The 24,729-nt window shown below is 66.4% G+C and carries 23 protein-coding genes; 19 read left to right on the top strand and 4 right to left on the bottom strand.

All coding sequences use genetic code 11. The features are described from left to right. The first annotated feature begins 254 nt into the window (after positions 1-254). The 5 genes from CJ179_RS42255 (at position 255) to CJ179_RS42235 (ending at position 6,366) form a co-directional block, all read left to right on the top strand. Positions 255-1,301: a LacI family DNA-binding transcriptional regulator gene (locus tag CJ179_RS42255; RefSeq protein ID WP_072942625.1), complete on the top strand. Its 1,047-nt coding sequence runs from the start codon at positions 255-257 to the stop codon at positions 1,299-1,301. A gap of 84 nt (positions 1,302-1,385) precedes the next feature. Further along, entirely contained in the window at positions 1,386-3,005 is a 1,620-nt protein-coding gene (locus tag CJ179_RS42250; protein WP_072942623.1) for an acyl CoA:acetate/3-ketoacid CoA transferase, read from the top strand. Then, positions 3,002-3,838 (top strand): enoyl-CoA hydratase/isomerase family protein, encoded by an 837-nt coding sequence (locus CJ179_RS42245; RefSeq protein WP_257016062.1) that lies wholly within the window; start codon positions 3,002-3,004, stop codon positions 3,836-3,838. The genes CJ179_RS42250 and CJ179_RS42245 overlap by 4 nt, the downstream gene beginning before the upstream one ends. Positions 3,839-3,884: 46 nt before the next feature. Beyond that, positions 3,885-5,318, top strand: coding sequence for an MFS transporter (locus tag CJ179_RS42240; RefSeq protein WP_095865419.1), 1,434 nt, complete (start codon positions 3,885-3,887; stop codon positions 5,316-5,318). A gap of 37 nt (positions 5,319-5,355) precedes the next feature. Next, entirely contained in the window at positions 5,356-6,366 is a 1,011-nt protein-coding gene (locus CJ179_RS42235; RefSeq protein ID WP_095865418.1) for a LacI family DNA-binding transcriptional regulator, read from the top strand. A 45-nt stretch (positions 6,367-6,411) separates the two neighbouring features. Here the strand turns inward: CJ179_RS42235 and CJ179_RS42230 are convergent, their stop codons facing one another. Together CJ179_RS42230 and CJ179_RS42225 are read right to left on the bottom strand one after the other, a co-directional pair. Continuing rightward, a complete protein-coding gene (locus CJ179_RS42230; RefSeq protein WP_095865417.1) occupies positions 6,412-7,215 on the bottom strand; it encodes a sugar phosphate isomerase/epimerase in 804 nt (267 codons plus the stop codon). A gap of 1 nt (position 7,216) precedes the next feature. Then, on the bottom strand, positions 7,217-8,374 hold the full coding sequence (locus tag CJ179_RS42225; protein ID WP_095865416.1) for a dihydrodipicolinate synthase family protein: 1,158 nt from the start codon (positions 8,372-8,374) through the stop codon (positions 7,217-7,219). A 167-nt stretch (positions 8,375-8,541) separates the two neighbouring features. On the opposite strand from CJ179_RS42225, the gene CJ179_RS42220 reads away from it, so the two are divergent. The 3 genes from CJ179_RS42220 (at position 8,542) to CJ179_RS42210 (ending at position 10,855) form a co-directional block, all read left to right on the top strand. Further along, positions 8,542-9,291 carry an SDR family NAD(P)-dependent oxidoreductase gene (locus CJ179_RS42220; RefSeq protein ID WP_072942614.1) on the top strand — a complete coding sequence of 250 codons (750 nt, stop codon included), beginning with the start codon at positions 8,542-8,544 and terminating at the stop codon, positions 9,289-9,291. Next, positions 9,288-10,121 (top strand): aldo/keto reductase, encoded by an 834-nt coding sequence (locus CJ179_RS42215; RefSeq protein ID WP_095865415.1) that lies wholly within the window; start codon positions 9,288-9,290, stop codon positions 10,119-10,121. The genes CJ179_RS42220 and CJ179_RS42215 overlap by 4 nt, the downstream gene beginning before the upstream one ends. A gap of 89 nt (positions 10,122-10,210) precedes the next feature. Further along, positions 10,211-10,855, top strand: coding sequence for a dihydrofolate reductase family protein (locus CJ179_RS42210; RefSeq protein ID WP_095865414.1), 645 nt, complete (start codon positions 10,211-10,213; stop codon positions 10,853-10,855). Between the two features lie 81 nt (positions 10,856-10,936). Here the strand turns inward: CJ179_RS42210 and CJ179_RS42205 are convergent, their stop codons facing one another. Beyond that, positions 10,937-11,731, bottom strand: coding sequence for an IclR family transcriptional regulator (locus CJ179_RS42205; protein WP_072942609.1), 795 nt, complete (start codon positions 11,729-11,731; stop codon positions 10,937-10,939). 87 nt (positions 11,732-11,818) lie between these two features. Between CJ179_RS42205 and CJ179_RS42200 the strand changes: the two genes are divergently transcribed. The 3 genes from CJ179_RS42200 to dmpG are packed head-to-tail and all read left to right on the top strand — an operon-like array spanning position 11,819 to position 14,651. Then, on the top strand, positions 11,819-12,655 hold the full coding sequence (locus CJ179_RS42200) for a 2-keto-4-pentenoate hydratase (protein WP_095865413.1): 837 nt from the start codon (positions 11,819-11,821) through the stop codon (positions 12,653-12,655). Further along, on the top strand, positions 12,652-13,623 hold the full coding sequence (locus CJ179_RS42195) for an acetaldehyde dehydrogenase (acetylating) (protein ID WP_095865412.1): 972 nt from the start codon (positions 12,652-12,654) through the stop codon (positions 13,621-13,623). The genes CJ179_RS42200 and CJ179_RS42195 overlap by 4 nt, the downstream gene beginning before the upstream one ends. Further along, on the top strand, positions 13,620-14,651 hold the full coding sequence (dmpG, locus tag CJ179_RS42190; protein WP_072942604.1) for a 4-hydroxy-2-oxovalerate aldolase: 1,032 nt from the start codon (positions 13,620-13,622) through the stop codon (positions 14,649-14,651). The genes CJ179_RS42195 and dmpG overlap by 4 nt, the downstream gene beginning before the upstream one ends. Here dmpG and CJ179_RS42185 read toward each other — a convergent pair. Continuing rightward, positions 14,634-16,106: a catalase gene (locus tag CJ179_RS42185; protein ID WP_072942603.1), complete on the bottom strand. Its 1,473-nt coding sequence runs from the start codon at positions 16,104-16,106 to the stop codon at positions 14,634-14,636. The two genes, dmpG and CJ179_RS42185, sit on opposite strands and share 18 nt — an antisense overlap. Before the next feature lie 298 nt (positions 16,107-16,404). Here CJ179_RS42185 and CJ179_RS42180 point away from each other — a divergent pair, with 298 nt between their 5' ends. The 8 genes from CJ179_RS42180 to CJ179_RS42145 all read left to right on the top strand — a co-directional run bounded on the left by CJ179_RS42180 (position 16,405) and on the right by CJ179_RS42145 (position 24,709). Continuing rightward, positions 16,405-18,039 carry a methane monooxygenase gene (locus CJ179_RS42180; protein WP_072942602.1) on the top strand — a complete coding sequence of 545 codons (1,635 nt, stop codon included), beginning with the start codon at positions 16,405-16,407 and terminating at the stop codon, positions 18,037-18,039. Between the two features lie 85 nt (positions 18,040-18,124). Beyond that, positions 18,125-19,168 carry an FAD-binding oxidoreductase gene (locus tag CJ179_RS42175; protein ID WP_095865411.1) on the top strand — a complete coding sequence of 348 codons (1,044 nt, stop codon included), beginning with the start codon at positions 18,125-18,127 and terminating at the stop codon, positions 19,166-19,168. 51 nt (positions 19,169-19,219) lie between these two features. Next, a complete protein-coding gene (locus tag CJ179_RS42170) occupies positions 19,220-20,326 on the top strand; it encodes an aromatic/alkene monooxygenase hydroxylase subunit beta (RefSeq protein WP_072942598.1) in 1,107 nt (368 codons plus the stop codon). Continuing rightward, positions 20,323-20,664 (top strand): propane 2-monooxygenase effector subunit MimD, encoded by a 342-nt coding sequence (gene mimD, locus CJ179_RS42165; protein ID WP_072942597.1) that lies wholly within the window; start codon positions 20,323-20,325, stop codon positions 20,662-20,664. The genes CJ179_RS42170 and mimD overlap by 4 nt, the downstream gene beginning before the upstream one ends. A 118-nt stretch (positions 20,665-20,782) precedes the next feature. Further along, positions 20,783-21,829 carry a zinc-binding dehydrogenase gene (locus CJ179_RS42160; protein WP_095865409.1) on the top strand — a complete coding sequence of 349 codons (1,047 nt, stop codon included), beginning with the start codon at positions 20,783-20,785 and terminating at the stop codon, positions 21,827-21,829. 65 nt (positions 21,830-21,894) lie between these two features. Continuing rightward, entirely contained in the window at positions 21,895-22,947 is a 1,053-nt protein-coding gene (locus CJ179_RS42155) for an amidohydrolase family protein (RefSeq protein ID WP_095865408.1), read from the top strand. Further along, positions 22,944-23,687: an iron-sulfur cluster assembly protein gene (locus CJ179_RS42150; RefSeq protein WP_095865407.1), complete on the top strand. Its 744-nt coding sequence runs from the start codon at positions 22,944-22,946 to the stop codon at positions 23,685-23,687. Before CJ179_RS42155 ends, CJ179_RS42150 begins: the two co-directional genes overlap by 4 nt. Next, positions 23,684-24,709, top strand: coding sequence for an NAD(P)-dependent alcohol dehydrogenase (locus tag CJ179_RS42145; RefSeq protein WP_072942590.1), 1,026 nt, complete (start codon positions 23,684-23,686; stop codon positions 24,707-24,709). The genes CJ179_RS42150 and CJ179_RS42145 overlap by 4 nt, the downstream gene beginning before the upstream one ends. Positions 24,710-24,729 lie beyond the last annotated feature (20 nt).

Below are 24,729 nucleotides of genomic sequence, written 5' to 3'. Positions count from 1 at the left end.
GGAACATGCCTGGGTCATGCGCGCCTGGTCGGCTCCAACACCCAGTTCCCTCGTCGTCGGGCCCTTGTTTTCGGAACGGACCGGACAAAATGTTTTGGATCGATCCAGCAATGTTTTCCCTGATCGCCGCAGTTTCGGGGACCTAAATCGGCATATCTTCGCCTGACGTGGTCCATTTGCCTCTTGGATCGATCCAGCGTTGTGCGGTATGGTCTGTATCGCAGCTCACACCGATCAGCAGAAAGGGGCCGGACATGGGCCGAGTCACCCTCACCGACGTCAGTCGGCATGCCGGAGTGTCCCGCTCGACCGCGTCCCTGGTGCTCAACGACAGCCCGAGCGTCGCACCGGAAACCACCCGCAAGGTTCGGGAGGCGATGAAAGCGCTCGGCTACGTCTACAACCGGCACGCGGCGATGCTGCGCAATCAGCGGTCGATGACCCTGGGGCTGGTCGTCACCGAGGTGCAGAACCCCTACTTCGCCGAACTCGCGATGACGCTCGAGGACGTCGCCGATCGCAGCAACTACGCGGTGTTCATCGGCTACAGCCGTGACGATCCGGCTCGACAGCGCAGACTGCTCGACCGCTTCGTCGAACGCAGCATCGACGGCCTGATCCTGCTCCCGGCCGGGGACACACAGGCCGCTGAGATCGACGAACTACTCGCGTCCAGTGGCATCCCGCTGGTGCTGCTCGCCCGGCACTTCCATCTCAGCCACGACTACGTCGGTGCCGACAACGTCGAGGCCGGACGCCTGCTCGGCCGCCATCTGCGGGCAATGGGCGTGCGGACGGTGGCCATGGTCGGCGGTCCTCAGCACACCTCGGCTCGCCGCGAGCGCGAGGACGGCTTCCTCGACGCGATCGCGGGGTCGGACATGACCATGTCCCCGACCGAGGGCCTGTTCGGGGAGGCCACCCCGGACGGTGGCGCCGACGCCACCCGCCGGCTTCTCGATCGCGGCGAGATTCCCGACGCGATCGTGGCGTACAGCGACATCGTCGCCGTCGGCGTATACGCCGAACTCACCCGCCGGGGACTCGAACCCGGCCGCGACATCGCCGTCGGCGGCTTCGACGACATCGCCGGATCCGCGCACCGCACCCCACCCCTGACCACCGTCGCCACCTTCCCGACCAAGATCGGTGAGAAGTGCGGCGAACTGATCCTCGACCGGATCGGCCAATCGCTGACACCGAACGGTGCCGGCTCCCCGCCCGCGCACAGCCATCACCTCGTCGCCCCCGCACTTCGGGTGCGTGCCTCCACCGCTGCCTGGCGGCCTCGTCGCCCGTAGCGCGACCTCTTCCGCATCAAGCAGACCAGCACGGATCCGCTGCACCTATACCCGCCAAGTAAGCGCTTTCAAGGAGATTTTCCGATGCACACCCCTCGCGTACTCACCGCCCGCCAGGCCGCCGACCTCGTCCACGACGGCGACATCGTCACCGTCAGTTCGTCGTCCGGGCTCGGCTGCCCGGATGCCGTGCTCGCCGGTCTCGGACAGCGGTACGAGGAAACCCGGTCGCCGAAGAACCTGACCAGCATTCACCCGATCGCCGCCGGCGACATGTGGGGCATCAAGGGGATCGACCACATCGCTCGGCCCGGTCTGCTGTCCCGGGTGGTGGCCGGGTCGTACCCGTCCGGGCCGTCGTCGGCGGAGCCGCCGCGGATCTGGCAGATGATCGAGAACAACGAGATCGAGGCCTACAACTTCCCGTCCGGGGTGCTGTATCAGCTGCACCGGGCCGCCGCCGCGAAGCAGCCGGGTGTGCTCTCGAAGGTCGGTCTGGACACCTTCGTCGACCCGCGGATCAGCGCCGGCCGGATGAACACCGTCACCCCGGACGCGTTCGTCCGCGTGCACGAACTCGACGGCCAGGAATGGCTGTTCTACGACGCTCTGGTCCCGAACGTGGCGATCATCCGCGCCACCACCGCCGACACCCACGGCAACCTCACGTTCGAGGAGGAGGCGTCCCCGCTCGGCGCCCTGGACCTGGCCTACGCGGCCCACAACAACGGCGGTGTCGTCATCGCCCAGGTCAAGTACCTCGCCGAGGGCGGCAGCCTGAGCCCGCAGGCGGTGCAGGTGCCCGGAATCCTCGTCGACGCCCTGGTCTTGGCGCCGGATCAGTTGCAGACCACCCAGACCGAGTACGACCCGGCAATCTCCGGGGGGATGCGACGTCCGCTGAGCACCCTCGAGCCGGTGCCGTTCACCCTCGAGAAGATCATGGCCCGCCGCGCCGCGGCCGAGTTGCAGTCCGGGGAGATCGCCAACCTCGGCTTCGGTGTCTCCGCGCTGGTGCCGCACGTTCTGGTCGAGGAGGGATTGGCCGACGCGGTGTCCTGGGTGATCGAACAGGGCCCCGTCGGCGGAGTACCGTTGCTGGACTTCGTCTTCGGTGTCGCGCAGAACCCCGATGCGATCATGCAGAGTTCGGATCAATTCACCCTGCTGCAGGGCGGCGGGTTCGAGCACTCCCTGCTGTCGTTCCTCGAGATCGATCAGCACGGCAACGTCAACGTGCACAGTCTGCCCAAGCGCAGGCACGTCACCGCCGGAGTCGGCGGGTTCGCCGACATCACCTCCGCCGCCCCGTCCATCGTGTTCGTCGGATCGTTCACGGCAGGCCGCCGCGACATCGGCATCGAGAACGGCGCCCTGCAGATCCGGGCCGACGGCCCGCACACCAAATTCGTGAAGGAGGTCGATTCCCCGACCTTCTCCGGAAAGCGAGCGCTGGCCACCGGGCAGAAGGTTCTCTACGTCACCGAGCGTGCAGTGCTCGAACTGCGACCGGAAGGGTTGACCGTCATCGAGATCGCCCCCGGTGTGGACCTGCAGCGGGACGTTCTCGACAAATCCGAGTTCGAGCTGCGCGTCGACCCGAACCTGAAAACCATGGCGGCCGAGCTGTTTCGCCCGCAGCCGCAGAACCTGACCCTGGCCCCGCTGCCCGAGCACCCGCGCGTGCAGGCGGTGTGGGCATGACCGCAACCACCCCGACCGAGGACCATCACATGACTCCCACCGACGTCCGCACCGACACCGGCCGGATCACCGTCCGCTACTCCCACGAGGGCCGGATGGCGACCGTCCTGATCGACCGCCCCCGCAAACTCAACGCCCTCACCCTCGAGCTCCTCGACGACCTCTACACCGAACTGCGGGCGATCGAGCACTCCGACGCCCGGGTGGTGGTGGTGAAGACCGCGGGCGAGAAGGCATTCTGCGTCGGAGCGGACGTCACTCAGTTCGCGCACTTCACGCCCGCGCACATGTGGAAGCGGTGGATCGCCGAAGGGCACCGGGTATTCAACTACCTGGCCCGGTTGCGTCAGCCGACGATCGCCGTCGTCGACGGGATTGCCGTCGGCGGCGGACTCGAACTCGCCCTGGCATGCGATCTGCGGGTCGGCGCCGGCACGGCGCGCCTGGGGTTGCCGGAAACCAGCCTCGGCACCATCCCCGGGTGGGGCGGCACCGAACGGCTCACCGCAGTGGTCGGCGCGGCCCGTGCCAAGGAACTGATCTTCACCCGCCGCCAACTCGACGCCGACACCGCCCTCGGGTGGGGCTTGCTGAACGCGGTCGCCGAACGTGACGACCTCGACACGGTGACGACAGAGATGGTCGACCGCATCCTCGAAGGCGCCCCCACCGCCGTCCAGGTGAGCAAGCAACTCGTCGACGCGGCCGCCGCCGGCGCCCCGTCCTCGATCCTCGAGGCGCTCGCCAGTGGGTTCACCGCGGCTACCGACGATTTCGCGATCGGCGTCACGGCATTCCAGAACAAGACCACCCCCACCTTCACGAACTCCTGACCCCCGCACCTCCCGCAGCGATCCCCTCGAACGGATTGGCAGATCCATGACCCTTGATCCTCACCCCGCGGCAGACCCCGACGCAGACACCCAGGTCCCGGTGGTCACCAAGGAAGACCTCCGCAAGGCCGCCTGGGGCGCCTCCGCAGGCAGCGCGCTCGAGTACTACGACTTCGCCCTCTACAGCCTGGCGTCCGCGCTGGTGTTCGGGCCCCTGTTCTTCCCGACCGACAATCCCGCGACGGGCCTGGTGCTCAGCTTCGCTACCTACTTCATCGGCTTCGCCGTCCGCCCGCTGGGTGGGGTGTTCTTCGGCCGACTCGGAGACCGGCTGGGCCGAAAGTTCGTACTGATGGCCACCATCATCCTGATGGGTGTGGCCAGCACCTGCATCGGTCTGCTGCCGACCTACTACGGCAGCGAGGGCGACTGGTACTCCGGCGGTGTCGGAATGCTCGCGCCGATCCTGCTGATCGTCCTGCGCATCGCCCAGGGCCTCGGGGCCGGCGCCGAGATGGCTGGTGCGTCGATCCTGATGACCGAGTACTCGCCGCCGAAGAAACGCGGCTTCTACGCCTCGCTGCCCTTCCTTGGTGTGCAGGTCGGCACGGTCGTTGCGGCCCTGGTGTACTTCCTCGTCTACCGCGGGCACAGCGAGATCACCGACACCTGGCTCTGGCGGGTGCCGTTCCTGGCCAGCGTCGTCATCCTCGCCGTCGCGATGTATCTGCGGGTCAACCTCAAGGAATCGCCGACGTTCAAGAAACTCGAAGCCAAGGACCAGATCGACGAGCGTCCGCTGCACAACCTGCTGAAGCACTCGCGTCCCTCCCTGCTGCGCGGCATCGGGTTGCGGCTCGCCGAGAACGGGTCGTCCTCGATGTACCAGGCCCTCGCCGTCGCATACGTGACCAGTGCCGCCGTCGGCATCAAGGGCCCCATCGGCGCCCTCTCGCTGGTGTTCGCCGCCTCCCTCGGATCGATCGTCATTCCGATCGCCGGCAAACTCTCCGACCGTTTCGGCCGGGTCAAGACGTACCGCGCCTTCGCCTACTTCCAGTTGGTGTCCGCCTTCCCGATCTGGTGGGCACTGAGCCAGGGCAGCGTGGTGCTGACGATCGTCGTGATCTCCCTCGCGCTCGGCATCGGCACGTGGGGCATGTTCGGATCCCAGAGCGCCTTCATGAGTGAGTTGTTCGGGTCCCGTCAGCGCTACCTCGGCGTGTCGGTGGCTCGTGAGGTCTCCGCGGTACTCTCCGGCGGCATCGCACCGCTGATCGGCGCCTGGATCATCGCGATGGTCGTCGCCGCGGACGGCGGCAAGGAGGTGCCCGGCGCCGGACTGGGATCGTGGGTGTTCATCGCCGGATACCTGTGCATCCTCACCCTCATCACGATCGGCACGACGTACATCACCCCCGACCCGATCAACCGCGACCTCGACGACCCCCTCGACGCGGTCTCTGCCGCCCGCAACTGACCGTACGACGCGACACGTCGAAGAACAGGGGAATCCGGTGGCACAGCGGACCCGAGCGTCAGCGAGCCGTCGTCCGACGATCATCACGGTGGCGAAGGCCGCCGGGGTGTCGACCGCGACTGTCTCCCGGGTGCTGAGTGGAAGCTCCGCTGTGACACCGGATCTCGCTGCTCGGGTGCACAAGGCCGCCGACGACTTGTCCTACCGCCCGAGCAGCGCCGCCCGGGGCCTGGTGCTGGGGTCGATGCGCAGTGTCGGTGTGATCCTGCCCGACCTGGCGAACGCGTACTTCTTCGACGTGGTCAAGCAGATGCATCACGGCGCCACCGAAGACGGATACCGGATGCTCGTCGCCGACTACTCCGGTACGGCGGCCGACGAGTACGCCACCGCCCTCGACCTGCTCGGCCAGGTCGACGGGCTCGTTCTGCTGTCTTCGCGAATTCCGTTGGCGGGACTGACGGAACTGGCCCGGCAGCCGACTCCGGTGGTGCTGGTGAATCGGATCGAACGCGGAATCGACCTGCCCATGGTCGCGATCGACAACTTCACCCCCATGATGCAGCTGTGCGGGCACCTGGCCCGGCTCGGTCACCGCCGGGTCGTCTACCTCGCGGGATCGGAACTGTCGTGGCAGAACCGGGAACGGTGGCGCGGCCTCGAGATGGCGAGGGCATTCGGGATCGACGCGGTCGAGGTGGCCTCGGACGGCACCATCGAGGGCGCGTACACCGCCGTCGACGAGGCGCTCACCCATGAGCCGACCGCACTGATCTGCTTCAACGACCTGTCGGCCCTCGGGGCGATCTCGAAGCTACGTGGGCTCGGACTTTCCGTGCCCGAAGATATTTCGGTCACGGGGTTCGACGACATCGCCGTCGCCCGGCACATCGACCCTCGCCTGACGACCGTGGTGAGCCCGAAGTCCCGGCTCGGCGACCAGGCGTGGGCCTTGATGCACGCGGCACTCGCGTCCGCACCCAGCACCTCGCCCCCGCTTCTGCCCGCCGACATGGTGATCCGCGACTCCACCGGCCCGGCGAAGTGACACCGGTCCGAGCGCCGGCCTCACCCGAGGCCGACGCTCGGACGCTCAGATGCGGGCGAGGCCTTCGGTGGCGGCCTCGGTGGCTACCAGGGCGGTCTCGGCCCACCAGCGGTCGCTGAGGACTTCGACCTCCACGAGTCCCCGATAACCGGCGCGCTCGCACTCGGCGACGAATCCGGTCATGTCGATGCAGCCCTCGCCGGGCATGCCGCGGCTGCTCAACTCCCCGTGGATCGGGGTCACCCAGTCGGCGAGCTGGACCGAGAACAGCTTGTCGCCGGCCCGGGCGATCTGTTCCGGCAGCGCCGCGTCCCACCACACGTGATACGAGTCGATCCCGATCCCCACCAGGTCGGAGTCGATGGACTCGACCAGATCGTTCGCCTCCTGCAGCGACGTGATGACGGATCGGCTCGACGCCATCATCGGGTGCATCGGTTCGACGGCGAGCCGCACACCGGCCGCTCGCGCGTAGGGCTCGAGTTCGGCGATGCCGTCCGAGACCTGCCTGCGGCCGCCTGCGAGGTCGCCGTAGGCGGCGCCGCACACGAGGTAGAGGCATTCCGCGTCCAGGGCGTGCGCCTGATCCACGGCGACCCGGTTGTCGTCCATGGTCTTTCGCCGCAGCGTGGCGGTCGGTTGCGGGAACATCCCGCCGCGGCAGACGCTGCTGACCCGCAGGCCTGACTGCCGCAGCCGGGTGGCCGCCGCGGTCAGGTCCAGGTCCTCGAGCACGTCCCGCCACAGGCCGACGCCGCCGAACCCCCACTTCTCGGCGAGGTCGGTCACCTCCGTGAATCCCGATCCCTTGACGGTGACGGAATTCAGGCTGCACCGCGCGAGGTCCATGTCAGCGGATCCCGTGCACCGCGAAGTACGCCGAGGCGCGTGCGGCGGTGAAGTCCGGATCGGTGAACAGGCCGATCGCGTTGCCGGCGCGGACCAGTTCGGCGAGATGCGTCAGGCTGCGGCCGGTTTCGAAGCCGCCGATCATCCGGAAATGGTCCTGCTTGCCGCCCAGGTACGCCAGCCACGCCACCCCGACCTTGTAGTACTGCGTCGGTGCGGCGAACAGCAGCCGGCTCAGGGTTTCGGTGGGGCCGAGGATGTTCCGGAAGCCCTGCTCGTCGCCGTCGTCGAGGCGGGCGAACGCGGCGGACGCGAACGGGCCGAGCGCGGCGAACGCACCGAGGAGCGCGTCGCTGGTGTGGGTGCCGTCGCCGGCGATCAGGTCGACGTAGTTGTAGTCGTCGCCGGTGAATACCCGGACCCCGTCGGGCATCCGCCGCCGCAGGGCGATCTCGAGGGCGGGGTCGAGCAGCGACACCTTGATGCCACGCACCCGTTCGCGGTGGTTGTCGATGATCTGCAAAACGGTGTCCATCGCCGCTGACGGGTCGGAGAATCCCCAGTAGCCGTCGAGTGCGGGGTCGAACACCGAACCCAGCCAATGCAGCACGACCGGCCGGGTGGCCGCCGACAGCACCGCGTCGTAGACGGAGAGGTAGTCGTCGGGGCCGCTCGCCGCCCGGGCGAGGTGCCTGCTGGCCATCAGCACCACCTCGCCGCCGGCGGATTCGATCGCCTCGACCTGCTCGAGGTACGCGTCGCGGATCTCCTCCAGCGAGGGCGAATCCGTTTTCAGCTGATCGGTGGCGACACCGACGACTACCCGGCCGCCGACCGACTTCGCCTCGGTGAGGGTGCGGACCGCGAGTTCGCGCGCGCCGGCCCAGTCGAGCCCCATGCCCCGCTGCGCGGTGTCCATCGACTCGGCCACCCCGAGTCCCAGCGACCACAGGTCGCGGCGCAGTTGCAGGGTGGCGTCCCAGTCGATCTGGTCCGCGGCGTTCTCGGCGGACGCGCGCAGCGGATCGGCGACCACGTGCGAGGCCGCGTACACCGCTCTGCTGGTCGGTGCCGTGGACCGGGTGTCCAGCCTGGCGGGCTCACCGAGCACGAGCGTGCCGGTCGAACGATCGAGGTCGGGAAGAACAATCGAGGCCATGAAATCTCCTGAAATCGCTTTCTTGCTGAAGTATGGATCACGATATACTGTGATGAATAGCAAGGTCTAGACCGTATTGAGTCTCAGTTCATTCACTGAAAGCATTTTCCGGCGCGACTGGGTCGGTATTGTTCGCCGTCGCCGCGCCACCCGAAGGGAGCCACACCGTGGGCGCATCAACACAGGTCACCGAACTGAAGGGCAAGGCCGCCATCGTCACCGGCGCGGCCGGAGGAATCGGATCCGCTATCGCCCGGGCGCTCGCGGCGCAGGGCGTCGTGGTGGTGGGAGTCGACGCCGACCCGAAGATCACCGAGGTCATGGACGGGATCGGCGGGCACGGGCTGTGCGGGGATCTCACCGATCCAGCCTTCAGCGCATCCGCCGTCGACCTCGCCCAGCAGGTGGCCGGAAGCCTCGACATCCTGATCAACGCGGCAGGCATCCAGCTGCGGACCCCCGCGATCGATGTGGAGGAGGACGGCTGGCAGCGGCTGGTCGACGTGAACCTGTCGGCCGTGTACCGGCTGACCCGGCAGGCGATGAAATCGCTGATCGCGTCGGGCGGCAGTGTCGTCAACATCGCCTCGCTGTCCGCCGACCGCGCGGTGCCCGGCATCGTGCCCTACGGTGCGACCAAGGCGGCGCTCACCCAACTCGGCAAGGGCCTGGCGGTCGAACTGGGGCCGCAGGGCGTGCGCGTGAACACGATCGCGCCGGGCTACATCGAAACCCCGATGACCGCCGAGGTGCTCGGCCAGGAGGAGTTCCGCGCCCAGAAGCTGAGCCGGATTCCGTTGCAGCGGTTCGCCGACGGTGACGACGTCGCCGATGTCGTGCTCTTCCTCGTCTCCGGCGCCGCCCGCTACGTCACCGGCGTCGTGCTGCCCGTCGACGGAGGGTACTCGATCACATGACCGAAGCAACGACGATTCCGTCGGTCACCCTGAGCAACGGGGTCGTGATGCCCGCCATCGGATTCGGGGTGTTTCAGATTCCCGACGACGCCATGTGCACCACCGTCCGGCACGCACTGGCGGCCGGGTACCGGGCCTTCGACACCGCTCCGATGTACGGCAACGAACGCTCCCTCGGTCGTGCTCTCACCAATTCCGGTGTGCCCCGCGAGGAACTGTTCGTGACCACCAAGGTCTCCAACGAGGACCAGGGTTACCAGTCGACCCTCGACGCCGTCGAGAGCAGCGTTGCCCGCCTCGGCCTGGACTACGTCGACCTGTGCCTGATCCACTGGCCCGCCCCCGCTCGTGGCGCGTACCTCGACACGTGGCGGGCACTCGAACAACTCCACGCCGCCGGACGGATCCGGGCGATCGGAGTCTCGAACTTCCAGGCCGATCACCTGGACCGGCTGCTCGAGGTCGCCGCCGTGCGTCCGATGGTGAACCAGATCGAAATACATCCACTGCTCCCCCAGCAGCCGATGGTGGAACTGCACCGGAGCCTGGGCATCCACACCCAGGCATGGGCACCACTCGCCCGTGGCCGGCTGCAGGAGAATCCGGTACTCACCGAACTCGCACGCCGGCACGACGTGTCCCTCGCTCAGCTCGTGCTGCGGTGGCATCTGCACCGCGGCACAATCCCTCTGCCGAAATCGTCTTCACCGGAACGAATGCGCGCGAACATCGACGTGTTCGACTTCGCGCTCGACGCCGACGAGATCGCGCAGATCACGGCACTGGACCGGAACGAGCGAACAGGACCTCACCCCGACGACGTCCACTGAACCAGGCCCCAGGAACCCGCGCCGATGAGTTTGTCCTGCCCTCGGAGTCTCTTCCTCGTTACCATCGTCGAGAGCGCAGGAGGAACCGAATGAGTCAACTGCTGAGGGTCCAGAACTTCAACGTGTCGCGTGACGGGTTCGGTGCCGGTGACGGCCAGAGCTTCGAGAGGCCGTTCGGTCACGCCGACCCTGGTGTCCTGTTCGCGTGGGCGGGTGCCACGGCGAGTTGGCACATGCGCACCGGCCCCGGCGGGAGCCGCGGCCTCGACGACTACTTGATCCGCGACTATGACTGCAATATCGGTGCCGAGATCATGGGCCGTAACAAGTTCAGTCCGCATCGCGGGCCTTGGGCGGATTACGAGTGGCGCGGCTGGTGGGGCGACGAACCCCCGTTCCACACCCCGGTATTCGTGCTGACCCACCACGTCCGTCCGTCGTTCACGCTCTCCGACACCACGTTCCACTTCGTCGACACCGATCCGGCCACGGTCCTCGAGCAGGCGCGGGAGGCGGCGCAGGGTAAGGACGTCCGGCTCGGCGGCGGGGCGACCACCATCCGGGAGTTCCTCGACGCCGACCTCGTCGACACCCTGCACGTGGTGGTGTCACCGATCGAACTCGGATCCGGGGCGCGACTCTGGGAATCTCCCGACGAGTTGCTCGACCGGTTCCACTGCGACGTCGTGCCCAGCCCGAGCGGCGTGACCCACCACCTGTTCTGGCGGAAGTGACACAGGCGCACTTCGATATGGCCGAGGGACGAGGGCCCTACTCGTCCTGCTGTCGCCGGCCGGCTGATTCCAGCGCCGACCTCACCGACCGGTACTTCGATCCCCGACCTCGGTGAGCGCTCGTGTGATGCTCAGTGCGGTGGTGTGCACGGCGGGCCCGACGCGCCGGATGTCGACCTTGCCGATCCACCCGGACGCCGAGACGGCGGCCACCGGCGGACCGTCGTCGACGCGGACGGCACTGGCGACACACGCGACGCCGGGTGCCGACTCCTCGTGCTCGTACGCGATGCCGGTCGACGCGATCCGCCGCAACTGACGTACCAGCGCTCCGGGCGCGGTGATGGTGCGCGGACCCACCCGCGACAGCCCGGCCGCGACCACGGCCTCGAACGCCGCGGGCGGTGATCCCGCGAGCAGAGCCTTGCCCACCCCCGTCGCGTGTGCGGGGAGACGCCCACCCACGCCGGACGGCAGCCACGGCGCATCCCGCCCCGGGAGGATCTCGACGTACACCACCTCGGCCCCGTCGAGGATCGCCAGGTGCACCGTCTGCCGTGTCGCTTCCCGCAGGTCGGCGAGGAACGGCAGCGCCACCTCACGGACCGAACGTCGCCGCGACGCCCGTTCCCCGAGTTCGAACAGCCGCAGTCCGAGCCCTACCTTGACGCCGCTGCGCTCGAGAAACCCGACGCCCTCCATCTCCTTCACCAGCCGCGACACCGTCGCCTTCGGGATCCCGGTGCGCCGGGTCAACTCGTTGACGCCCAGCGTCGTGTCGGTGGGACCGAACGCCGCGAGCAGATCCGATATCCGCCGGACCACCGACGTCGGCTCGTCACCCGCTGCCGAAGTGTTCCGTTCTACGGGACTCATTCGTTGAGTATCCCCATTCGGCCCAGCACAGTACAAGCAGCAACGCGCGCAACGTCCCACTCGAACCAGCCCACAGCGAGGTCATCGATGCCACCCACTACCTCTACGGCCCTCCCGAATTCGTCTACGGCCCTCCCGAATTCGTCGATCCAGGCCGCCGCGGAGCGGCTCACGGCCGCGACCGCACGACCGTGTGCGCCCGTGCGGGACCTGCTCGGGACCACCGACATCGGCGCGGCGTATGCCGTGCAGCAACTGCTGACCGACCGGCGTCTCGCTGCCGGGGGGATGGTCACCGGCCGCAAGATCGGGTTGACCTCCCCCGCCGTGCAGCAGCAGCTCGGCGTCGACCAACCCGATTTCGGGGTGCTGTTCGCCGACATGGACGTCACCGCCCTGCCCGAGGTGCCCAGCGGCCGGTTGCTGCAACCGAAGGCCGAGGCCGAGATCGCCTTCGAACTCGGCGCCGACCTGATCGACGGAGACCTCGACGACACCCAGATCCGTGCCGCCGTCGCCCGCGCCGCCGCCGCGCTGGAGATCGTCGACTCCCGGATCGCCGACTGGGACATCACCATCACCGACACCGTCGCCGACAACGGCTCCTCCGGGTTGTACGTCCTCGGCGAGAACTGGCTCACCCTAGCCGAATTCGAACCCCGCGACGTCGTGATGCGGCTGTACTCGGGCGACGCACTCGTCTCCGAGGGCACCGGCGCCGCCTGCCTCGGCGACCCCCTACAGGCCCTGGCCTGGCTCGCCCGCACCGCCCGCGAGTACGGGCAACCGCTGCGCGCCGGGCAGGTCATCCTCTCCGGCGCCCTCGGCCCGATGGTCCCCACTCCACCCGGCACCACCGTCCGCGCCGAACTGTCCACCCTCGGCACCGTCACCGCCACCTTCTCGAAGGACACCCACTCATGAGCGAGACCCCCACGATCAAGGTCGCGATCATCGGCTCCGGCAACATCGGCACCGACCTGATGATCAAGGTCCTGCGCAACTCCGACATCCTCGAGATGGGCGCGATGGTCGGCATCGACCCGAACTCCGACGGCCTCGCCCGCGCCGCCCGCCTGAACGTCCCGACCACCGCAGACGGCGTCCAGGGTCTGATCGCCCTCGACACCTTCGCCGACATCGACATCGTCTTCGACGCCACCTCCGCCGGGGCCCACCGGGCCAACGCCGCCGCCCTCGCCCCCTACGGGAAGAAGCTGGTGGACCTCACCCCGGCCGCGATCGGCCCGTACGTGGTGCCGCCGGTCAATCTCGAGCAGCACCTCGACGGGGACGTCGACAACGTCAACATGGTCACCTGCGGCGGGCAGGCCACCATCCCCATGGTCGCCGCCATCTCCGCCGTCACCCCGGTCGCCTACGCCGAGATCGTCGCGTCCATCGCGTCGAAGTCCGCCGGCCCCGGCACCCGGGCGAACATCGACGAGTTCACCGAAACCACGTCGCACGCCATCGAACAGGTCGGCGGCGCGGCCCGCGGCAAGGCGATCATCGTCCTCAACCCCGCCGAACCACCCCTGCTGATGCGCGACACCGTCCTCGCCCTCATCGGCGACGCCGACCACGACGCCATCCGCGCCTCGATCACCGAGATGGCCGCCCGCGTCGCCGAGTACGTGCCCGGGTACCGGCTCAAGCAGGACGTCCAGTTCACCCCGATCCCCGACGGCGAACCCGTCCACACCCTGCTCCCCGACGGCACCGGACCGGTCACCACCAAGGTGTCGGTGTTCCTCGAGGTCGAGGGCGCCGCCCATTACCTGCCCGCCTACGCCGGCAACCTCGACATCATGACCTCCGCCGCCCTGCGCACCGCGGAATCCATCGCCCGACGCATCCAGAACACGATCCCCGCGGAGGTCGCACCATGACCAAGCTCTACATCCAGGACGTCACCCTGCGTGACGGCATGCACGCCGTCCGGCACCGCATCACCCCCAGCGACGTCGGCCGGATCGTCGCCGCTCTCGACGCCGCCGGGGTAGACGCCATCGAGGTCGCGCACGGCGACGGTCTCGCCGGCGGCTCCCTCAACTACGGGCCCGGCTCCAACACCGACTGGGAGTGGATCGAGGCCGCCGCCGACAACCTCACCCACGCCACCCTGACGACCCTGCTGCTGCCCGGTATCGGCACCATCGCCGAACTCGAACAGGCCCACAAGCTCGGGGTCCGCTCCATCCGGATCGCCACCCACTGCACCGAGGCCGACGTCGCCGCCCAGCACATCACCAAGGCCCGCGAACTCGGCATGGACGTCTCCGGGTTCCTGATGATGAGCCACATGACCCCCGCCGACAACCTCGCCAAGCAGGCGAAGTTGATGGAATCGTATGGGGCGCACTGTGTGTACGTCACCGACTCCGGTGGCCGGCTCACCATGAACGGTGTCCGCGACCGGGTCCGCGCCTACCGCGACATCCTCGACCCCGGCACCCAGATCGGCATCCACGCCCACGAAAACCTGTCGCTGTCCGTCGCGAACAGTGTCGTCGCCGTCGAAGAAGGCGTCACCCGCGTCGACGCCTCCCTCGCCGGGCACGGCGCCGGCGCCGGCAACTGCCCGATCGAAGCGTTCATCGCCGTCGCCAACCTCCACGACTGGGAGCACGGGTCCGACCTGTTTGCGCTGCAGGACGCCGCCGACGACCTCGTCCGGCCCCTGCAGGACCGGCCCGTGCGCGTGGACCGGGAAACCCTCACCCTCGGCTACGCCGGCGTCTACTCCAGCTTCCTCCGGCACGCCGAAACCGCCTCGAAGAACTACGGCATCGACGTCCGCACCATCCTCCAAGAAGTCGGCAAACGCGGCCTCGTCGGCGGACAGGAAGACATGATCACCGACATCGCCCTCGATGTGCTTCGCACCCGTGAGTACTTGTTAACCACGGGCGGTTAATAAGTACTCACGGGCGCGGAGCGCATGGCGCACACCTTCGCCGTAGGCGGGATCGGCTTGGGTGCAGTGGGCGATGTGGCGTTCGATGACGGCCACCGACGCCCCGGTGATGGCGCGGGCGGTGTTCTCGAACAGCGCAGTCTGCTGCTCGGCGTTCATGCTGCGGAAGAGGTTCCCGGGCTGTTCGAAGTAGTTGTCGTCGTCTGCGCGGTAGTCGAACCGGTCGGCGACGGCACCCACTCCGAGCGGCGGTTCGGCGTAGCTGGGCTGGTCGGCAAACCGGCCGTGGGAGTTGGGTTCGATGCTCGGGATGCTGCCCTGGTTGCCGTCCACTCGCATGGCACCGTCCCGGTGGAAGGAATTGACGTGCGCTGCGCCTCTCGGGCAGTTGACCGGGATCTGGTGATGGTTGACGCCGAGGCGGTAGCGGGCGGCGTCGCCGTACGAGAACAGTCTGCCTTGGAGCATGCGGTCCGGGGAGAATCCGATGCCGGGAACGATGTTCGCCGGGGAGAACGCCGCCTGTTCGACGTCGGCGTGGTAGTTCTCCGGGTTGCGGTTCAGTTCGAGTTCGCCGACCTCGATGAGGGGGTAATCCTTCTTCGACCACACCTTGGTGAGGTCGAAGGGATGGTAGCGGTAGGTCTGGGCGTCCGCTTCGGGCATGATCTGGACGAAGAGGGTCCACTTCGGGTAGTTGCCCTCCTCGATTGCGTTGAAGAGGTCGCGCTGCGCCGACTCGCGGTCGCCGGCGACGACGACGGCGGCTTCTTGGTCGGTGAGGTTCTTGATGCCCTGCTGGGTGCGGAAATGGAATTTCACCCAAGAGCGTTCCCCGGCGTCGTTGACGAACGAGTAGGTGTGTGAGCCGAAGCCGTGCATGTGCCGGTAGCCGTCGGGGATGCCGCGGTCGGACATCACGATGGTGATCTGGTGCAGGGCCTCGGGGAGATTGGTCCAGAAGTCCCAGTTATTCTGCGCCGAGCGAAGATTGGACTTCGGGTCGCGTTTGACCGCGTGGTTGAGGTCGGGGAACTTGAGGGGGTCGCGGAAGAAGAAGACGGGGGTGTTGTTGCCGACGACGTCCCAGTTGCCCTGTGCGGTGTAGAAGCGGACGGCGAAGCCGCGGATGTCGCGTTCGGCGTCGGCGGCGCCGCGCTCGCCCGCGACGGTGGAGAATCGCAGGAAGATCTCGGTCTGTTTGCCGACTTCGGAGAAGACGTCGGCATTGGTGTGCGCGGTGATGTCGTGGGTGACGCGGAAGGTGCCGAAGGCGGCGGAGCCTTTGGCGTGCATCCGGCGTTCGGGGATGACTTCGCGGTCGAAGTGCGCGAGCTTCTCGAGGAACCAGACGTCCTGCAAGAGCATCGGACCGCGCGCGCCGGCGGTGAGACTGTTCTGGTTGTCGGGTACCGGTGCACCGGCGACGGTGGTGAGTCCGTTCGGGTTGGTCATCGATTTCTCCTGTCTGTCACCCGGCGCTGGTCGGGTGAATGTGGTTCGGCGAGAGCTTCCCTCAGGACCGAGCGCGATGGCGTCTCAATTTGACATCCCCCGGTGAGCCCGTTCGGAACACGATGCCGAACTCGCGGATCGTGCGGTAGATCGTCGCCCGTCGCCCGTCACCCGCCACGCCTGGATGTGATAGCCGTCTCACACTGAGACGGTCGAGAGCTGGGTCACACGGTTCAATTCATTGCACAACGTCCCCCGCAGCCGGCACCCGGCCGGCTCTTGATCCAGGAGGCGCACATTGAGTAGGCAAAGCCTGACAAAGGCCCACGCGAAGATCACCGAACTGTCCTGGGATCCGACATTCGCAACCCCGGCCACCCGGTTCGGCACCGACTACACCTTCGAGAAGGCTCCGAAGAAGGATCCTCTCAAGCAGATCATGCGGTCCTACTTCCCGATGGAGGAGGAGAAGGACAACCGCGTGTACGGCGCCATGGACGGTGCCATCCGCGGCAACATGTTCCGCCAGGTGCAGCAACGGTGGCTCGAATGGCAGAAGCTGTTCCTGTCGATCATTCCGTTCCCCGAGATCTCGGCCGCCCGAGCGATGCCGATGGCCATCGACGCCGTCCCCAACCCGGAGATCCACAACGGTCTCGCGGTGCAGATGATCGACGAGGTGCGTCACTCGACGATTCAGATGAACCTCAAGAAGCTGTACATGAACAACTACATCGACCCGGCCGGGTTCGACATGACGGAGAAGGCGTTCGCGAACAACTACGCGGGCACCATCGGCCGGCAGTTCGGCGAAGGATTCATCACCGGTGACGCGATCACCTCGGCCAACATCTACCTGACCGTGGTCGCCGAGACCGCGTTCACGAACACCCTGTTCGTCGCCATGCCCGACGAGGCCGCCGCCAACGGTGACTACCTGTTGCCGACCGTCTTCCACTCGGTGCAGTCCGACGAGTCGCGGCACATCTCCAACGGCTACTCGATCCTGCTGATGGCCCTCGCCGACGAGAGGAATCGCCCACTGCTCGAACGCGACCTGCGGTACGCATGGTGGAACAACCACTGCGTCGTCGACGCCGCAATCGGCACGTTCATCGAATACGGCACCAAGGACCGCCGCAAGGACCGCGAGAGCTACGCCGAGATGTGGCGTCGCTGGATCTACGACGACTACTACCGCAGCTACCTCATCCCGCTCGAGAAGTACGGCCTGACGATTCCGCACGACCTGGTCGAGGAGGCGTGGAAGCGCATCACGGACAAGGGTTACGTCCACGAGGTGGCCCGGTTCTTCGCCACCGGGTGGCCGGTCAACTACTGGCGTATCGATGCCATGACCGACAAGGACTTCGAGTGGTTCGAGCACAAGTACCCGGGCTGGTACTCGAAGTACGGCAAGTGGTGGGAGGAGTACAACCGGCTCGCCTACCCCGGTCGCAACAAGCCGATCGCATTCGAAGAGGTCGGGTACCAGTACCCGCACCGGTGCTGGACCTGCATGGTGCCCGCCCTCATCCGCGAAGACATGGTCGTCGAGAAGGTGGACAACCAGTGGCGGACCTATTGCTCGGAAACCTGCTACTGGACCGACGCCGTCGCGTTCCGTGAGGAATACCAGGGTAAGCCGACCCCGAACATGGGACGACTCACCGGGTTCCGTGAATGGGAGACCCTGCACCACGGCAAGGACCTCGCCGACATCGTCTCCGATCTCGGTTACGTCCGCGACGACGGCAAGACTCTGGTCGGTCAGCCGCACCTCGATCTGGACGACCCGAAGAAGCTGTGGACCCTCGACGACGTGCGGGGCAACACCTTCCAGAGCCCGAACGTGCTGTTGAACCAGATGTCCGACGCCGAACGCGACGCTCACATCGCCGCGTACCGCGCAGGCAGTACCGTTCCTGCCTGATCCAGGCTCGGTGGGTGGCGCCGCGGCCACTTCCGGCGCCACCCACCGCTTCACCATTCACTTCACAAGCCCAGGAGAATCCCCCGTGGCCGACAAGCACCGTATCAACTTCGAGCCCGTCGACATCGAGATGGAAGTTGGCGAAGACGAGTACATCCTCGACGCCGCATTCCGGCAAGGCATCCACCTGATGCACGGCTGCCGCGAGGGGCGGTGCTCGGCCTGCAAGTCGTTCGTCCTGGACGGCGACATCCAGATGGAGAACTACTCGACATTTGCGTGCAACGAATCCGAGGTCGACGAGGGGATGGTATTGCTCTGCCGCTCAACCGCGTACAGCGACTGCACGATCGAGCTGCTCAACTTCGACGAGGACGAACTCCTCGGCGGTGTCCCCATCCAGGATGTACGCACCCAGGTGACCGGGATCGAGTCGATGACCAAGGACATCGTCTCGCTGCGATTGCAGCCCGTCGAACCCGCCGCCTACGAGTTCAGGCCCGGCCAGTACGCGGACCTGAAGATCCCGGGGACCGAGGAACATCGGTCCTTCTCGATGGCAACGACACAGTCGACACCCGGCCATATCGAATTCCTCATCAAGAAGTATCCGGGCGGAAAGTTCGCCGGGCTGCTCGACAATGCCATCTCGGTCGGCGACGAGATCAGCTTGACCGGTCCCTACGGGTCGTTCACCCTCAAGGAAGGTCACGTCCTGCCGATCGTGTTGATCGGCGGCGGAGCCGGAATGGCCCCCGTCCTCTCACTCCTGCGGCACATGAGCGAGACGGGCAATACCCGCCCGGTGCACTTCTACTACGGTGCCCGGACGCCCACCGACCTGTTCTACGTCGACGAGATTCTCCGACTCGGAGAGGGACTCACGGATTTCACGTTCGTGGCCTGCCTGTCGGAATCGATGGTCCCACAGCCGGCGGGGTCGATCGTCGTCGAAGAAGGCAATGTCACCGACGTCGTGAGCCGCCGCGAACCGGACATCGGCAAGACCGAGGTCTATCTCTGCGGACCACCACCGATGGTCGACGCGGCGCTCGCCCTGCTCGAGGCCACCGGCACCCCGAGCGATCAGATCTTCTACGACAAGTTCACCAGCCCCGCCTTCGAGTAGCCCACCACAGGAATTCACAGCCCTCTTTCCCCGACAGAACTGAGAAACGAGATGACCGCAACCTCCGAGCCCAAGCAGCGGAGCTTTCCGAAGATCGAGTTCACCGACTCCGAAGCGGGTGCGCTGGAGTTCCCCAGCTCCCGCAGCCGCACGTTCAACTACTACACGCCGGCCAAGAAGCGGTCGACGATGTACGAGGACGTGACCGTCGACGTCCAACCCGACCCGGACCGCCACCTCTCCCAGGGGTGGATCTACGGATTCGGCAATGGACCGGGCGGATATCCGCAGGACTGGACCGTCGCGAAGTCGTCGAACTGGCATGCCTTCCTCGACCCGAACGAGGAGTGGGACCAGACGATCTTTCGCAACAACTCCAAGGTCGTCCACCAGGTCGAATTGTGCCTCTCCAACGCCAAGCGCGCCCGCGTCTACGACGCCTGGAACACCCCCTGGTTGACGTTCATCTCCCGCAATCTCGGCGCGTGGATGCATGCCGAGAACGGTTTGGCGTTGCATGTCTTCACGTCCATCCAGCGGTCCGGGCCGACCAACATGATCAACACGGCCGTCGCGGTGAACGCCGCCCACAAGATGCGCTTCGCCCAGGACCTGGCGTTGTTCAACCTGGACCTGTCCGAGGCCACCGAGGATTTCGACGGCGACGCGCACAAGGCCGTCTGGCAGTCGGCGCCCGAGTGGCAGCCGACCCGGGAGGTCGTCGAGCGGCTCACCGCCGTTCCGGATTGGTGTGAGCTTTTGTTCGGCTCCAACATCGTCTTCGAACAGCTGGTCGGTTCGCTGTTCCGCACGGAACTGGTCATGCAGATCGCCGCAGGCAACGGCGACTACATCACCCCCACGATCGTCGGCACCGGTGAGCACGACTACGACCGCGACCTCGCGTACACCCGTAACCTGTTCCGGTTGCTCACCCGCGACCCCGAGCACGGTGAGTCGAACAAGGAACTGTTCGGCACGTGGCTGGCCACCTGGGTGCCCCGCTGCCTCGACGCCGCCCGCGCGCTGCAACCGATCTGGTCGCAGCCCGCCGACAAGGCTGTCACCTTCGCCGACAGTCTCGACGCCGCCACGGCGAAGTTCCGTTCCCTGCTCGAGGAGATCGGGCTCGACATCCCCAAGGAGTTGGACCAGTGAGCATGCAATTCGGATCGTCCACCGAGTTCTCCAACATGTGCGGCGTCACGTTGATGAACACCCCGATCGGCCGGGTCGTCGCGGAGGTGATGGGCGCGAAGGACGGTGTGGAGCTGACCGAGTACCCGTCGATGATCCGCGTCGACGGCCAGAAGCTGCTCGACTTCGACTACGAGGAACTGACCGACGCCCTGGGGCAGGATTTCGACGGCTCGATCTTCGAGGAGATCAGCTCCACCCACTACGGGCGCATGGTCCACCTCGACGAGAAGACCCTACTGTTCGCCAGCCCCGAGGATGCCGCCGAGTACATCGGATTCGACCTCACGGAGCACTAGACCGCAGTTGTCCGGGGCCGACGCCGCCGACCGAACAGTGGTGGGCGGCGCCGGTTGACCGAGAGGCAACCCGGGAAGCGGTGGCTGCTTCGCCAACCCCTCAGAGAATGAGATCACTGTGAAAGCACTTGTGTTCCAAGGTACGGGCGCGATGTCGTGGACCGATGTGCCCGACGCACGCCTGATCGACCCCACTGACGTAGTGGTCCGCGTCGATACCACCACGATCTGCGGTACCGACCTGCACATTCTCGGGGGAGATGTGCCCGCCGTCATCCCCGGCCGCGTGCTCGGGCACGAGGCGGTCGGTGTCATCACCGAAGTCGGGTCGGCGGTGACGTCGCTCGCGGTCGGGGACCGAGTACTGGTGCCGGCCATCACTTCCTGCGGCAAGTGCGGTCCCTGCAAGACCGCCATGCCCTCACATTGCGCCTCGGTCGGTGGTATCGGCTGGATCTTCGGACACCTCATCGACGGCACGCAGGCCGAGTACGTTCGCGTGCCGTACGCCGAGACCAGTGTCCATGTGCTGCCCGACGCCGTCGCCAACGAGCAGGCCATCTTCCTGGCCGACATTCTGCCCACCGGATTCGAGATCGGTGTGCAGAACGGTCACGTACAACCGGGTGACACCGTTGTCGTCGTCGGTGTCGGACCGGTCGGGCTCGCCTCGATCCGTACCGCTGGTCTCTACGGCGCCGCCACCGTCGTAGCGGTCGATCTCTCCGAGGCGAGACTGAAGCGGTCACTGAGTTTCGGTGCCGACGAGACGATCAACAGCAGCACCGAGGACGTCCGCGCCCGGGTTCTCGAACTCACCAATGGTCTGGGCGCACATGTGGTGGTCGAAGCGGTCGGAATTCCCGCGACCTTCGAACTGTGCACAACGCTGGTGCGTCCCGGAGGTCGCATTGCCAACGTCGGTGTGCACGGCAAACCCGTCGACCTGCATCTCGAAGACCTGTGGATCAACAACATCACGATCACCACGGGACTCGTCAACGGCACCACCATTCCGACCCTGCTGGACCTGCTGGCCAACGGCAAACTCGACGCCGGCGCCTTCAGCACTCATTCCTTCGGTCTCGACCAGATGATCGACGCGTACGACGTCTTCGCGCACGCGGACTCACACGATGCCTTGAAGGTGACCATCAGCCGATGAATGCCGCTACGGGAGTTCCGTAGTCAGTTCTGTACCAATAGTTCCCGAGCATTGGAGACTCCAGCATGTATGAGAAGAACGGCGAAAAGTACTTCATCGTCGACGGGCACGTGCATATCTGGGACGGCCGCGAGTCGAACCAGAAGAACGTGCACGGCAAACAGTTCATCGATTGCTTCTACGACTACCACAAGAACCTCAGCCCCGAAGAGGTCGTGTGGGACTACGACACCTACACGTACTACGGCAGCGAACGTTTCGAGCGCGACCTCTTCGTGGACGGATACGTCGACCACGCGATCTTCCAGGCCACCCTGCTGAGCGACTTCTACCACAACGGATTCGGGCAGACGGACGAAGCGCTGGCCCTGGTCGCAAAGAATCCGGGCAAGCTCACCTATAACCACGCCTACGACCCGCGTCACGAGGAAGCCGGTCTCGAACAGCTCCGCCGGGACGCGGACCGGATGAACCTGCAGGGCGTCAAGCTCTACACCGCCGAATGGCACGGCGACTCCCGCGGCTACAAACTCGACGACCCGTGGTCGCGGCGCTACCTCGAAGAGTGCATCACGCTGGGGATCAAGAACATTCACGTCCACAAGGGCCCGACGATCCGTCCCCTGGACCGCGACGCGTTCGACGTCTCCGACGTCGACAAGGTCGCCACTGACTACCTGGACCTGCGATTCGTCGTCGAGCACGTGGGTCTGCCGCGGCTCGAGGACTTCTGCTGGATCGCCACCCAGGAGTCGAATGTGTACGGCGGTCTGGCAGTGGCGTTGCCGTTCATCCACACCCGGCCCCGCTATTTCGCCCAGATCATCGGCGAACTGCTCTACTGGATCGGCGAGGACAAGATCCTCTTCGGCAGCGACTACGCGCTGTGGACCCCGAAGTGGCTGATCGAGAAGTTCGTCGACTTCCAGATCCCCGAGGACATGCAGAGCGAGTACGCCCCGATCACCGTGGAGCAAAAGCAGAAGATTCTCGGCCTCAACGCGGCAGCGCTGTACGACATCGACGTTCCCGCCGACCTGCAACTGGCCGAACCGGCCGGGCAGGAAGGTGTGGAGGTCGCCGCCGGGGCGCGAGAGCCGGAATCCGTACCGTCATGACCGCCGCCGTCGTCTGCACCGAAGAGGACGTCCTGATGGCCCTGTCGACGGTCAGCGACCCGGAACTGGACGAACCCATCACCGATCTCGGGTTCGTCCGGTCGGTCACCCTCGACGACGACGGGGTCACCGTGCACCTGCGGTTGCCCACCGCGTTCTGCTCGCCGAACTTCGCCTACCTCATGGCCTCCGATTCCCTCGACGCGCTGCGTCTGATCGAGGACATCGGTGAGGTGCGGGTGCTGCTCGACGACCATCACGACAGCGACAAGATCAACGCCGGCCTCGCCGCCGACGCCGGATACGTCGGGACGTTCGGTTCCGAGGCGGAGGACAGTCTGCACGAGTTGCGTCGAACGTTCCGGTCCAAGGCGCACGCCGCCGCGATGGAACGCTGCGTGGAAGCGCACCTGAAGACCACCGATCTCGGTGTGAACGAGATCTACCGGCTCACTCTCAGCGACCTCGCTTCGGGAAAATCCAAGGCCGCGCTGCTGCGCCGCCGGATCGGCATCGGGTTGAGCATCTGCCCGGCCAGTCGGGTGTTCGTCGACGACGACGGCAAGCGCATCCCCCCGGATTCGGTGCCGCTGCGACTGCGCTTCGCCAAATCGGTGCGCATCTCGATGGAGGGCAACGCCCACTTCTGCCGCGGCCTGCTCGCCACCCGCTACGCCGACACCGAATCCGTCGGCGCCACACCGCGAATCACCAACCTCAGAACCAGGAGCCCGCGATGAAGGCCGTGCAAGTGGTGGGATACCACACCAAACTGCAGCTCACCGACATTCCCGAACCCACGGTCGAGGGCCCCCTCGACGTCGTCGTGCGCATCGGCGGCGCAGGCGTGTGCCGCACCGATCTGCACATCCTCGAGGGGCAGTGGGAGGAGAAATCCGGTGTCGCGCTGCCGTACACGATCGGCCACGAGAACGCAGGCTGGGTCCACGCTGTCGGTGATGCCGTCACCAACGTCGCGGTCGGCGACAAGGTGATCCTGCACCCCCTGATCACGTGCGGGCTGTGCCGGGCTTGCCGATTCGGTGACGACGTCCACTGCGAGAACAGCCAGTTCCCCGGTATCGACGTCAACGGCGGCTACGCCGAGTACCTGCGCACCACCGCCCGTAGCGTCGTGAAGATCGACGACACGCTCGAACCGGCGGACGTCGCCGCACTCGCCGACGCCGGCCTGACCGCGTACCACGCGGTTGCCAAGGCCGCGAACACGACCCGGCCCGGGGACGTCTGCGTGGTGATCGGGGCCGGCGGCCTCGGCCACATCGGCATCCAGGTCCTCAAAGCCATCTCGGGCGTCACCGTCGTCGTGCTCGACCGCAACCCCGAAGCCGTCGAACTGGCCGTGAAGATCGGTGCCGACCACGGCATCGTCGCCGACGGCACCCACATCCAGCAGGTACTCGACCTGACCGGCGGACACGGCGCCGAGGCCGTCGTCGACTTCGTCGGCGAAGGCGGCGCCACCCGGGAAGGCATCGCGATGCTGCGCCGCGCCGGGAACTATTACGTCGTCGGATACGGCGAGAACATCGACGTCCCGACCATCGATGTGATCTCCACCGAGATCAACTTCATCGGAAACCTCGTCGGCTCCTACAACGACCTCCAGGAGCTCATGACCCTTGCCGCCCAGGGCAAGGTCACGTTGCACACAACCCGGTACCGGCTCGAGGACTTCCAGCAAGCCCTCGACGATCTCGATGCCGGGCGGGTGCGCGGCCGGGCGATTCTCGTCCCGTAGCACGCCGCATTCTCCGCACA

It is taken from the genome of Rhodococcus sp. ACS1, assembly GCF_002300155.1.
Lineage (GTDB): Bacteria > Actinomycetota > Actinomycetes > Mycobacteriales > Mycobacteriaceae > Rhodococcus_F > Rhodococcus_F koreensis.
The sequence above is the reverse complement of the archived record's forward strand: the minus strand, read 5'-3'. Positions and strand labels throughout refer to the sequence as shown.